17 protein-coding genes are annotated in these 12,689 nt (G+C 28.5%); 3 read left to right on the top strand and 14 right to left on the bottom strand.

The window, feature by feature from the left end:
* Positions 1-11 precede the first annotated feature (11 nt).
* The 4 genes from IPK18_12930 to IPK18_12945 are packed head-to-tail and all read right to left on the bottom strand — an operon-like array spanning position 12 to position 3,821.
* Positions 12-896: a hypothetical protein gene (locus IPK18_12930; GenBank protein ID QQR97723.1), complete on the bottom strand. Its 885-nt coding sequence runs from the start codon at positions 894-896 to the stop codon at positions 12-14.
* Position 897: 1 nt separating this feature from the next.
* Positions 898-2,202, bottom strand: coding sequence for an insulinase family protein (locus tag IPK18_12935; GenBank protein ID QQR97724.1), 1,305 nt, complete (start codon positions 2,200-2,202; stop codon positions 898-900).
* Between the two features lie 3 nt (positions 2,203-2,205).
* A complete protein-coding gene (locus IPK18_12940) occupies positions 2,206-2,646 on the bottom strand; it encodes a hypothetical protein (protein ID QQR97725.1) in 441 nt (146 codons plus the stop codon).
* A complete protein-coding gene (locus IPK18_12945; GenBank protein ID QQR97726.1) occupies positions 2,643-3,821 on the bottom strand; it encodes an insulinase family protein in 1,179 nt (392 codons plus the stop codon). Before IPK18_12945 ends, IPK18_12940 begins: the two co-directional genes overlap by 4 nt.
* 103 nt (positions 3,822-3,924) lie before the next feature.
* Between IPK18_12945 and IPK18_12950 the strand changes: the two genes are divergently transcribed.
* The 3 genes from IPK18_12950 to IPK18_12960 are packed head-to-tail and all read left to right on the top strand — an operon-like array spanning position 3,925 to position 5,495.
* Positions 3,925-4,209, top strand: a complete 285-nt coding sequence (locus IPK18_12950) for a DUF4184 family protein (protein QQR97727.1) — start codon at positions 3,925-3,927, stop codon at positions 4,207-4,209.
* A 21-nt stretch (positions 4,210-4,230) separates the two neighbouring features.
* Positions 4,231-4,674 carry a hypothetical protein gene (locus IPK18_12955; protein ID QQR97728.1) on the top strand — a complete coding sequence of 148 codons (444 nt, stop codon included), beginning with the start codon at positions 4,231-4,233 and terminating at the stop codon, positions 4,672-4,674.
* Positions 4,662-5,495: a hypothetical protein gene (locus tag IPK18_12960; protein QQR97729.1), complete on the top strand. Its 834-nt coding sequence runs from the start codon at positions 4,662-4,664 to the stop codon at positions 5,493-5,495. The genes IPK18_12955 and IPK18_12960 overlap by 13 nt, the downstream gene beginning before the upstream one ends.
* On the opposite strand, the gene IPK18_12965 is transcribed toward IPK18_12960, so the two are convergent.
* From IPK18_12965 to IPK18_13010, 10 genes are all read right to left on the bottom strand, one after another.
* On the bottom strand, positions 5,463-6,392 hold the full coding sequence (locus IPK18_12965; GenBank protein ID QQR97730.1) for a glycosyltransferase: 930 nt from the start codon (positions 6,390-6,392) through the stop codon (positions 5,463-5,465). The genes IPK18_12960 and IPK18_12965 overlap by 33 nt on opposite strands.
* Complete coding sequence (locus tag IPK18_12970; protein QQR97731.1) at positions 6,374-6,613, bottom strand: hypothetical protein; 240 nt, start codon at positions 6,611-6,613, stop codon at positions 6,374-6,376. Before IPK18_12970 ends, IPK18_12965 begins: the two co-directional genes overlap by 19 nt.
* Positions 6,614-6,652: 39 nt before the next feature.
* Positions 6,653-7,291, bottom strand: coding sequence for a thiamine phosphate synthase (locus IPK18_12975; protein QQR97732.1), 639 nt, complete (start codon positions 7,289-7,291; stop codon positions 6,653-6,655).
* 2 nt (positions 7,292-7,293) lie between these two features.
* Complete coding sequence (locus IPK18_12980; protein ID QQR99355.1) at positions 7,294-7,434, bottom strand: hypothetical protein; 141 nt, start codon at positions 7,432-7,434, stop codon at positions 7,294-7,296.
* 61 nt (positions 7,435-7,495) lie between these two features.
* The gene (locus IPK18_12985) at positions 7,496-7,702 is read right to left on the bottom strand and encodes a hypothetical protein (protein QQR97733.1); all 207 of its coding nucleotides are present in this window, start codon (positions 7,700-7,702) and stop codon (positions 7,496-7,498) included.
* 104 nt (positions 7,703-7,806) lie between these two features.
* The gene (locus tag IPK18_12990; GenBank protein QQR97734.1) at positions 7,807-8,091 is read right to left on the bottom strand and encodes a hypothetical protein; all 285 of its coding nucleotides are present in this window, start codon (positions 8,089-8,091) and stop codon (positions 7,807-7,809) included.
* The gene (locus IPK18_12995) at positions 8,072-8,296 is read right to left on the bottom strand and encodes a hypothetical protein (protein ID QQR97735.1); all 225 of its coding nucleotides are present in this window, start codon (positions 8,294-8,296) and stop codon (positions 8,072-8,074) included. Before IPK18_12995 ends, IPK18_12990 begins: the two co-directional genes overlap by 20 nt.
* Before the next feature lie 29 nt (positions 8,297-8,325).
* Positions 8,326-9,495 (bottom strand): hypothetical protein, encoded by a 1,170-nt coding sequence (locus IPK18_13000; GenBank protein QQR97736.1) that lies wholly within the window; start codon positions 9,493-9,495, stop codon positions 8,326-8,328.
* Positions 9,496-9,539: 44 nt separating this feature from the next.
* A complete protein-coding gene (gene thiC / locus IPK18_13005) occupies positions 9,540-11,438 on the bottom strand; it encodes a phosphomethylpyrimidine synthase ThiC (protein QQR97737.1) in 1,899 nt (632 codons plus the stop codon).
* A gap of 40 nt (positions 11,439-11,478) precedes the next feature.
* Positions 11,479-12,552, bottom strand: coding sequence for a hypothetical protein (locus IPK18_13010; protein ID QQR97738.1), 1,074 nt, complete (start codon positions 12,550-12,552; stop codon positions 11,479-11,481).
* Positions 12,553-12,689 lie beyond the last annotated feature (137 nt).

Raw genomic sequence — 12,689 nt, forward strand, 5'->3', positions numbered from 1 at the left:
AAAATTAAAAATTAGCTTAAAATTTCAGTTACAGTAAGCTGTATATTGTTTGATAGCTTTTCGAGTGGTAAGTCATTATCATCAGTACCAAATGGATTTTCTATTTCTTCTGCTATAATTTCAATACTTACAAGAATATAAAACACAAAAACAGTGATTGGAATAACAACATAACTCAATGAAACAACATAAGCAAATGGCATAAACATAATATAAAAAAATATAAATTTCTTTAGAAATAATGAATATGAAAATGGAATAGGTGTGTTTTTGATTCTTTCGCAACCACCACATATTTCTGTCAATTGTTTGATTTCATTATTTAAAACAAAAAACTGTGTATCATTGAATGATTTGTTTTGATATAATTCTTGTGTTAATAAAAATATTTGTTTAGCTACTTGGTTTGGTGCGTGATGGTTTGTTATAAATTTAAAATCATTTCTTGTGATAATATGATTCTCGTCTATTGTTTCAATGATATTCTCTTCTCTTAAATGTTTCATTAAACTTTGTGCATAAAATGGAATTAGTGCAGCATATTTCATTTTATAATCTTTTTGGTCTGGTATAAATGCATTGATTTGCATAGCGAAGTTTCGGGAACAATTAATTAATTGTCCCCATAGTTTCCTACCTTCGCTCCATCTTTCGTATGCTGTGTTTGTTCTAAATACTAAAAGAAATGATATTACAAATCCAAGCATTGAATATATCAATGATACGTTTCCTAGTTTTGAGTCTTTTTCTATATCTAATATATGCAACTCAATGTAGGATACAATAAATGAATAAATACCAATAAATAACATCATCCATGCTAAACGACGAACGGTATCTGATTTATGTAATCTAAATATAAAAGTGAACCAATCCTTTGGATTGTAAGCAATCATATTATTCTTTTTTAGGTTCTAATGTTACTTGAATAAAATTATCAGTGCTTAAATATTTTGATGCTGCAAGTTTTATATCTTCAAGTGTTACTTTATCTACGTTTGAAATATAATTATTTATTTCATCAAGACTTGATTTGTATTTTGTTGCATAAATCATTTCGCCTAACCAATATGCATTTTCTTTAATATCAGTTTCGTGTTCTTTTCTTAAAGTTTCTTTTACTTTGTTTAATTTTTCTTCTGTTGTACCATTTTTTATTAATAAACTAATTTCTTCTTTTACAGCATCAATTAATTCTTTAGTTTTTGGTGGATCAGCATTAAACATAATATTGATTGCGTATTTTTCTTTTGGATATTTTGAGCTAGCATTTTGCACACTTACACCATAAACACCACCTTTGTCTTCTCTTAATGATTCTCTAAGTGAAATACTTAAAACTTTAGACATTATATTGTATTTGATGATTTCTTCTTCTGTGTATTTGATATCGCCATGAATTTGGATGCCTACAAATGTTTTTGGAGTTGCGCCCATTTCTGTATTAGATACTATATTTCCTATTGGCTTTTGAACGTTCACATCTTTCCACGTTTCTTTTTTGTTGTAAGCTGGAATAGAACCAATGTATTTTTTTATCAAACTTTCCACATCAACTTTTGATGTATTACCTACAAAGTAATATGTAAAATCAGAAGCATCATTAAATCTTTCTTGGTAGTATTTTATAGCATTATCTAAGTTTACCATGTCTAGTTTTTCTTTAGTTGGCATTCCTTTTCTAATGTTATTTTTAAACATTACATCTTGATATTTTTTATAAAAATAGTATTGTGGATTATGGTATAAGTTATCATAGATTGCATGTTGTTGTTGCATAAAAGTATTAAAATCATTTACTGATTTTCTTGGTTCTGTTTGATGTAAATACAGTAACTGTAACATAGTTTCTAAATCTTCTGGTGTTGCATTGCCTTGGAAACCTTCATCTAAGTCATCAATATATGGTGATAAGCCTACAGATTTGCCAACTAACATTTTTTGCAATGTCATTTTATCAAAATTTGATATACCAGATTCTGAAACTATTGCATTTGAGTAATCTGCACTCATAAATTGTGCATCATCATATAATGATGTTCCGCCTGGACTGTATGCTGAAAATAATATTTCATCATTTTTAAAATCTGTGTTTTTTACTTTTACAGTAGCACCATTTCCAAGTGTATATGTTGTAATGTTGAATTTATTGTCTACAATTTTACTAATAATATTTGTGCCTTTCAATTCTTTGCTAATCAATGGTTATGTAAACACATTGTCTACATATGGTGTAGTGTTTTTATTATCAATAGTATTTACTATTTGTAATATTTCATTTTCTGTTGGTAATTTATCTTTCTCAGTTGTTGGTGCAGTAATGATAATTACTCTATTTTCTTTAGTAATATATGATTGTGCTAATTCATTGATGAATTTTGTTGTAATGTTTGGCATTATCATTTTTGCAATTGTATATTCTGCTTCAATTCCAGGTGCTGATGTGCCTTTTAAAAAGTGTGATACATATTCTGTAATTAAACTTCTTGATTCTGTTTTGTCTTTTTCTTTTAATGCATTTTCAAGATTTTTAAGTACTTCAATTTTTGCTCTATCTAATTCAGATGCTGTAAAACCATATTGTTGTACTCTTCTATTTTCTTCAAGAATAGATGTTAATGCTTCTTTGTATTTATCTTTTTTCATAAAAATGAAATTAGAGAACGCATCATTTTTCTTGTTTCCTCGTCATAACTACCAAATGCTTGGATAAATGGTGCATCAGCTTTTTGTGTTAATTCCATCAATCTATTACTCATCATGCTATTGATTAATTGGTTCATGATGTAAGTAGCATAACCATCCAGTGTAGATTGGTCTTGTTTGTCGTGTTTGTATACAACATAAGCTTGTGTGTTTGTTGCTTCATTATCAGTAGAAATGTTTACCAATGTATTTTTATGTTTTGGTAATTCATATTCAATTTTTGGTCTTTCATATTGTGGGTTTTTTAGATCTGAAAACCTACTTTTTATCTCTGCTTCCATTTCTTCTACATTAACATCGCCAACAATCATTATTGCCATCAAATCTGGTCTGTACCAATCTTTGTAGAATGATTTTAATCTTTCGTGAGCACAATTTTTTAGAATAGTTGTGTCACCAATTGGCAATCTTTCAGCATACCTTGATTGATAATAGTATGTAGGTAAGAATTTATACAACATACGCATATTTGGTCCAAGTCCAGAGCGCCATTCTGATACTACAACGCCTCTTTCTTTTTCTATTTCAAGGCTGTCAAAGTTTAAGCCAGATGCCCAATCTTCTAAAACTAATAAACCTTTGTCTAATACTTCTTTCTTGTCTGTTGGAAGTTGTAACATATACACAGTTTCATCAAAAGATGTATAGGCATTTAAGTGTGCACCAAATTTTACGCCAACGCCTTCTAAGAAATTTACTAAATCATTTTTCTTGAAATTTTTACTTCCGTTAAAAGCCATGTGCTCTAAAAAGTGTGCTAAACCTCTTTGGTTATCATCTTCTTGGTTTGATCCAGCATTTACAGCCAATCTAAATTCAACTCTGTTTTCTGGTTTGCTATTTTGTTTTATATAATATTTTAATCCGTTTGGTAATGTACCGTATGTTACCGTTTTGTCCAATGGTAATTTTGGTACATCCTTGTTGTTGTTTGTTGCTGTTGTATTTGGATTTTGTGTAGTTTCAGGATTTGGAGCAGATGGTGGTGGTGGCACTATTTGAGTTCCTTCATTCTTTGTTAGTGTATTTTCTGCTGTTGTAGATTGTTGTGTATTGATTTTTGGCGTACACGCACTGATAATCAATACAAATAAGATAATAATATTCTGCTTCATAAACTATATTTGAATTGCAAAGATAAATCTATTTTGGTAGATATTCAGTAATTTTAGTATTTTAGCCTTTTATCATAAACGTTAAATTTTATTATTTTTTATAATGCCTTTTACTTTTGCACATCCTGGATATTTGCTTTGGGTTAAACACAAATGGGAAAATATATCTATTTCTGCAATTGTAATCTCAAGTATGGTGCCAGATTTTGATATTCTATTTAGAATTACAGATACAAGAATACATATTTTTAGGTATGATATTAAAACTATATTTCTTTATATTTTACCTATCTCATTTTTTCTTTGGATATTTTATGAATATATTTTGAAAAAAATATACATATCTATTTTTCCAATTTTTAGAACAAGTAATAGTACAATAAAATAATTGCCATTTGTTATATTACTAATGATGGTATCAATTTTAGCTCATATATTTTTAGATTTAATTTCACATTGGAATGCACAAACTTTATTTATGATAGTTGGTTGGAATTCAGGAAATATAATTATGTCATCAATTATGTATTTTTTCTCATTGTATGGCGTTGGTGTATTGTTTTCTGGTCTTGGTTTTTATCTTATTCTTAAGTATCTAAAATCCGAGTATGACTTTAATTATGATGACATAAAACAAATAAGTTTAAATCAACAACAACTTGCTTTTATAGTTTGTTATTTACTCACTGTATTATTTTTCTTTATTTTAAAATTTTCTTTAGCTATCAAAGAGAGTTTTTTTATAGTTGATATTGTAATAATAAATTTTACTTCTGCGTTGGTTTTTTCATTTTTTGTTGCACCAATATTTTATATCTTATATCCAAAATCTACAAAAGAATGTTGCAAATAATAAATGGTTTGTGGATAGGCAAGGAGCTGAGTGCAATGGAGTTATTAACTATTGAGTCTTATCAAAATTATGGATTTGAATTTCATCTTTGGTGTTATGATAAAATTTCAAATTTACCAAGGAATGTAGTTGTACAAGATGCCAATAAAATAATACCCAAATCATCCATATTTTCTTATCAAAAACAAAATAAATTTGGACATGGGAAAGGTAGCGTTTCTGGATTTTCAGATTTGTTTAGATATAAATTATTATTTGCTGTTGGCGGCATTTGGACAGATATGGATATTACTTGTTTGCAATCATTTTCATTAGATGAAGATTATTTTTTTAGATATCATCATCAAATTGGTTTGGTAGGAAATTTTATGAAAGCACCAGCAAAATCTGATTTGATGTGGTTTTGCTATGAGGAAACATTGAAACAAGTTGATGAGCATAATACAAATTGGTTGTTGCCAATAGAAATATTAAAACAAGGTGTAAAAAAATATAATTTAGAAAAATACATATTTGATATTTCAAATAAAGATAGCTTTCCATTGGTTAGAAAAATGTACACCAAAAATTATGATTTCAATCTACAGAATTGGAAAATAATTCATTGGATGAATGAAGAATTTAGAAGATTCGGAATAGATAAAAATTTCGCCGTAAAAAAATCTAGTTATTATCAACTTTTACTTCAAAATAATGTGCAATTTAATACATTGAGTAATTGGAATGCATTAAAAATAAAATACCAAACATCATCAATTAATTATAGTATTATAAATTTAAAAGCAAGACTACTTTGGATTTGGAGCTATTTCATTAAATAGTTTTAGATAATCTTGAGCAATTTTTTCCCACGAAAATAAATCTTGTAATATTGCTGTATAGTTTTCTGGATAGGTGTATTTTTTTGTAAGCTTATTATTGTAGAAATCTTCAATTTTTAAAACAAATTCATCTTTGTGATATTTAGAAACAATATGTCCATTTGTGTTTTCAATAATCATATTATCATTGCCACTTACGTTTGATGCAATAACATATACGCCAGCTGCAATTGCTTCTAAAATAGCCAATGCCATACCTTCGCTTTCTGATGTAGAAAGCAATAAGTTGGCATCATCTAATGCAATTAGCACTTCTGAATGACTAACTTTACCACAGAATGTAATATTTTCCATATTATTTAAGAAAACAAACTCTTGCATTTTATGTTTTAATTCACCATCGCCAAATATTTTTGCTTCAAATGGAATATTCTTTTGTTTTAATACATAAAGAATCTCAATAAATAACATTGGATTTTTTTGTTGCGTTAATCTACCAACGAAAATTATTTTTAATTTATCATCATATAATGTGTTTTTAATTTTATCTACATATAATCCATTATAAAATACAATATTTTTTTTATCATTATTAATAAGCTTGTCCGCCATTTGTTTTATTTCTTTAGATAATAAAATATTGTAGGATGATTCTGAACAAATCTTCTTTATTTTAAAATAGGTTAGACTATGCCACAAAAGCATTTTTTTAGGGAATGCCCATGGAATATCATGTCCGTGAGATAAAACTATATATGGTAAATTGTATTTCTTTTTTAAGAATAATGCAACTTCGCCACCAGGCAAAGCAAAATTTGCCAAACAAACATCAAATGGTAGCTGCTCTTTAAAAGTATTTTTTATGTATGCCTTAGATTTTAAAATCCAATCATACATTTCAATAGGATTAGATTCATAAGTTTTTTCCTTTTTGATGCTAATCTAATTATTGTTAAGTTGTTTTCTGTATAATATGTTGCTTCGCCAGCGTACCGTGTCGTAAGTATAGTTACATGATTGCCAGCTTTTACAAATTCTTCCGCCAAATGTTTTGAGACAATGCCAGCACCACCACCCAATGGTGGATATTCGTAATTGAGAATTAAAATACTAAGCATGAAATGTTGCTATCCATTGCAAAATAAGAAATATATTCTTTATTGGATGAATTTTGACTTAATAATATTGAAGTTTTTGAGTGCATTAGAACTGTCATTCCAAATAAAACCTAATAATCCAATACCATCAAAATTTAAGTTTTTTACAATTGATATTTTTGATGTATCAACGCCACCAACGGCAAAAATTTGAGATTTGAGATTTAAGATTTGAGATTTAATTCTAAAATCTGAAATCATAATTCTTAATTCTTCCATGTTCCAATCATAGCTGTAGTTTTCTTTGGAAATGCTAGGAAATAAAGGCGACACGATGATGTGTTTAAAGTTTGGTGCGTATTTATTTAATTCATCAATGCTATGTGCTGTAACAGATGAAATCTTATTGGTGTCACTTAACCACTTTAAGATTTTTTCGTTGTACAATTCATTTTTTTGGACAATATCTCTGGTAAAATGATAGCCACCTAAATCAAATTCTTTAGTTATAATTAAAGAAGTAGAAATGCATTGTTTCCAATATTTTTCAGGAATTGTTTCTACAAAATCTACCAAAGAAAAATCATCTAACTCAGGTTTATAGATGTATAAATAATCAACGCCATTGTCTAATAATTGTACAATAGTGTCTATCTCGTTTTCTATGTTTTCAGCTGGTGTGTAAAGTATTGTTTGCATATTTATTTCAACAAGAATATGGTATCAATAAAAAATAAATTATCATCTACTGTAAGTACATTTTCATCATGTAAGTCTTCAATTGCAATTCCAACTTCTGGATTGATATAATCAAAACGTTTGGTATTTGTACATAATTCGATTTATCTTTAAAAAAAAATTTTGACTCGCCACCTTCTGTAAGAAAATTATTTCGAGTTAAATTTAGAAACCACCAATTCTTTTCTGTGCATAATTGTTCAAGTATTGATTCCTGTTCTCTTTTAATTCTTTGGAAATAATCGAATTTTCTTTCATCCATTTTACTTGCTTGGAAGCTTCTACAAAGGTAATTTCTTGCTGTTGTTGCAATATCTTCTGTCCTTTTAACTTCATTTCCATGAATGATATTTTCCAAATAGTTGCCTTCATATTCTTCTATCATTGAAATACAAAAATATACTATAATGTTTGTTTAAGCAATAGTATTGCATTGAATTTCATAATTCTAAGTTAAGTATTTATTTGATGATATTTTATTTTAATAAAGATGTATGAATAATTTTATCTACTAAAAATATTTCATCTGTTATTTTAAAAACTATAATCCAATTTCCAATTGATATACAACTAAATTCTTTTGAAGCAAGAAAGTGATGCCTACATAAAGCATATTTTACAGGAACTGCATATTTTGTAATTGATTTAATAAATCTATCTTTCCATTTTGAACCTGCACCAATAGTATTTACATTATCTACAAATAATGAAATGCTATTTAGTGTTTCTCTTGCAGATTTACTAAACTTTAGTTGTAGCATTTTTTTTATTTATTTGTTGTTGCTTTTTTAGATTTGTTTCGATGTATTTTTTTACTTCATCTACAGAATAGAACTCTTCGTTTTCCATATCTTCCATCAATAACTCTAATTCTTCCTCTGTAGCTTTTCTGCCGATACCAAATGCTAAATCGTGCGGTGTGAGTTTGCGCACTTCTTGTTTGTTTTTATTTGCATTGGATTTCATAGTTCAAAATTAAGTAATTTTTAATAAAATTACAATTCGTAAGGAATTAAAAATTGGTCAACATCATCATAGATTACCGTTACATCAAATAAATTATTTCCAATTGCTTTTAAACGTTCTTTTATTTTTGGTGCATTTTGTGGAGTGTCTTGGATATATATTTTTTTATTTATCATTTGTTTTACATCTTTTGGAAGACCAAATGGTCTAAATGTAACACCACCTCGATCAAATCTTGTAATACATACTTCATTAAATATCTTAAATATTTCCCTGTCCACTATTCTATTAAATGTTGGAAATGAATATCCAATAATTACAACAATATCAGAATTACCAATTATCTCTTTTGCATACTCTCTTGCTTTTGTTACTTGCACATCATTTTCCCAAGCAAATTTTATACTATTATCAAATTGACTTCTTCCAGACAAGACAGATACAATAAATAATTTAATTGTATCAGTATCCATAATATGCTTAGAAAAATCAAATAGTTTTCCATAGGACATATTTGCATCAAAAAATCCAGCTGTGCCATTTAATTTTAATATTCCTGAAAATTCTTTATTATGATTACAGTTTTTTAGTGATGGAATTATTTGTAATTCATCTTGTATTTCATCTAAAGAATATCTTTCTTTTCTATAATTTTGATATGAAATTTCAAATTGATTATCATAATTCCATGAAATAAAATTAATTTTTGAATCAATTTTCTTTGTAGAAAATAATAATAAATTTGCAAATATAGAATCATATCTGTAATCTACTCTACTCTTTATTTTTTCTATTATCTCTATTTTTAATGTGTCTGAAGATTTATTATAATCTTCTACAATGGAACTAACTATCTTATCACAAAGACTTGTATTAAAACTAATCTGTTCAAAGATTAAGTATGCAGTTAAAAATCTTTTTAAATATTCCAATGTGTCATAATCTTCAAGTAAAAAAAGTTTTTTAGCATATGTATCAATAGTATATTGTGATTTTATTTCAAGTAATAAATTGTCAATTTTACTAAATGAGCTATTGCTTATTCTATATTGTGGGTCTTCATTCAATTTTAATATATCACAAGATTTTTTTAGAAAATCAACAAATATTTCCATTCTCTCATTCATACCATTCACCACAGGCAATGCATTTGCACTTGCTCCAGCTCCAATCAAATAAGTTACTTTTGCTTCAGCCATAAAATTATCGAATTAACGAATTATCTCATTATTACATTCGTACATTACAAATAAATCTCACTTCCTTTTTCTAAAAATTCTTTCGATTTTTCTTGCATGCCTTTTTCTATATCAGTTTCTGGAACAAGTTCAGAATGACGCACACTCTCATTTTCACTCTTCTGTGCATAATCTCTTACTTCTTGCGTGATTTTCATACTGCAAAAATGTGGTCCACACATAGAACAAAAATGCGCCACCTTAGCACCATCAGCAGGCAAGGTTTCATCGTGAAATTCTAATGCTTTCTCTGGATCTAAACTTAAGTTGAATTGGTCTTGCCATCTAAACTCAAAACGTGCTTTACTCAATGCATTATCTCTGTATTGCGCACCTGGATGTCCTTTTGCTAAATCGGCTGCGTGTGCTGCCAATTTATAAGTAATTACACCAACACGCACATCTTCTTTATTCGGCAATCCTAAATGTTCTTTTGGTGTTACATAACACAACATCGCTGTGCCAAACCAGCCAATCATTGCAGCACCAATAGCAGAAGTAATATGGTCGTAACCTGGTGCAATATCAGTAGTTAATGGCCCAAGTGTATAAAAAGGTGCTTCATGACATTCTTTCAATTGTTTGTCCATATTTTCTTTTATCAAATGCATAGGCACATGACCTGGACCTTCTATCATTACTTGTACATCGTGTTTCCAAGCAATTTTAGTCAACTCACCTAAGGTTTCTAATTCTGCAAATTGTGCCGCATCATTCGCATCTGCAATAGAACCTGGACGCAAGCCATCGCCTAAAGAAAAAGCCACATCATAGCGTTTCATAATCTCACAAATTTCTTCAAAATGTGTATATAAAAAACTTTCTTTATGATGTGCTAAACACCATTTTGCCATAATGCTTCCACCACGAGACACGATACCTGTAACACGTTTTGCTGTTAATGGAATATAGCGCAATAACACACCTGCATGTATCGTAAAATAATCCACGCCTTGTTCTGCTTGTTCTATTAAAGTATCTCTAAAAATTTCCCAAGTTAAATCTTCGGCTTTTCCATTTACTTTTTCTAATGCTTGATAAATAGGCACTGTTCCAATTGGCACTGGCGAATTGCGAATAATCCACTCACGTGTTTCGTGTATATTTTTTCCAGTAGATAAATCCATGATGGTATCTGCGCCCCAACGACAAGACCATACTGCTTTTTCTACTTCTTCTTCTATGCTTGATGTAACTGCGCTATTGCCAATATTGGCATTTATTTTCACCAAGAAATTTCTACCAATTATCATCGGTTCTGTTTCTGGGTGATTGATATTACAAGGAATGATGGCTCTACCTTCTGCCACTTCTTTGCGCACAAACTCTGGTGTGATGAATGATTTTGGTGTGTTGGCACCAAAGCTTTCGCCTTTGTGTTGCTGACACAATACTTCTGCTTGTCCGTTGAGTGATGTATTGTATTCTTCTATACGTTGATTTTCTCGAATGGCAATGTATTCCATTTCTGGTGTAATGATGCCCATTCTTGCATAATGTAATTGCGTAACATTTCTGCCTTCTTTGGCACGCAATGGCATTTTTATATGCTCAAAACGCAAAGCATCTAAGCTTTGGTCTGCCATGCGTTGTGTACCATACTCTGAAGAAAATTCGAATAAGCGTTCTATGTCGCCACGTTCCATTATCCATTTTTCACGCAAACGTGGTAAGCCTTTTTTTACATCTATTGCTATGTTTTCATCGGTGTATGGTCCAGATGCATCATATACGGTAATTGGTTTATTTTCTACCGATTTGCCATTTATTTTGGTTGGCGACAAAGTAATTTCACGCATGGCAACATCTATGTTGTGCAATGTTCCTTTTACATAAATCTTTTTAGAATTAGGAAAAGGCTTGGTAGAAATTACTTGTTGCGTTGGTATTTTATCTTGCTTCATTATATAGAATTTTAGATTTGAGAGATGAGATATGAGAATTTTATTTTGGAAATTTTGATAATAGTTCTTTGTGTATGTTTTTGTTGTATGGATGAACTATAAATTGCCCCATAGAACTATCTAAATATATATTATATATGGCTGTACTGTTAGACTTAGAAATAAAATAAGCCTTTATTTTAAGTGAATCACCTATATTAAAGTGTTTTTTATTAACTATTATCTTTTGTTTATATTGAGAATACTCATCACCAAACTTAACACAGTCGCTTCTGTTATGAAAATCAATAGAGTCAAAAGAGCATTTTACGTCATTCTCACTTAGTAACAAATAAAAATTATCTGAATAGACTCCATAATAACCATTATTTAAATTAAGATAAGTTTTTCCATCTTTATAAAAGCATTTAAGTTTATCATTATAGTGTAATTGAAATGTAAATGTTGTTCCAACTCTATTATTTTTAATTGATTCAGGAATATATAATGTTGAATCTACAATAATATTCTTATTAAAGAATTTGCTGTATAACATATGATTCATTGGCAAATCTGAATTATTGGTTATTAAATATTTATTTGTAAATTGGATATTTAACTCTTCGCTTTTTTGCTTAACAACATATTCAAAACAAATACTATCTCTTATAATTGTATCTATCCTATTAGAAAAATGATACTTTGTCTGACTGTAATATTTTATTTTTATAGTATCACCAATATGGAAATTAATTCTATTTATAATTAATCTTTGTTTTAATATTTCTATATTTTCAAACCCACTTTTATATACATCCTCTATCCAATTTTTAATACCATAAATATTTACAATAAAATTAGAATCTTTATTTATAATAAGTCTATAATTTGATAAACCAGATGTTCTAATTATTTTCAATGTATCATTATCAATAAAACAAGGCGAAAACCAGTAATCTTTATTGGCAAAAAATGATGTATCAATATTATTTCCATCAATTCGTTCATGAATAAAAATACCAGTATCAGGAATCATTAAATTAGAATCAACAATCACTTTATTTTCTAATCCAAAATTGAATATTACTTCATTCTTTTTCTTTTCATTTTTACAAGACATAAAAATTGAACTCAAGGATAATATTATTACAATTTGCTTCATTAGATATCGCCACTACGTGGCTTGTGTTGTATTGTTTTTTTTGTTATAAAGTTATCGTCGCTATGCGACTTTTATTTTTAAATTATTTCATTTTCAAATCATCAAATTAT

This window comes from Sphingobacteriales bacterium (genome assembly GCA_016699615.1).
GTDB lineage: Bacteria > Bacteroidota > Bacteroidia > Chitinophagales > JADIYW01 > JADJSS01.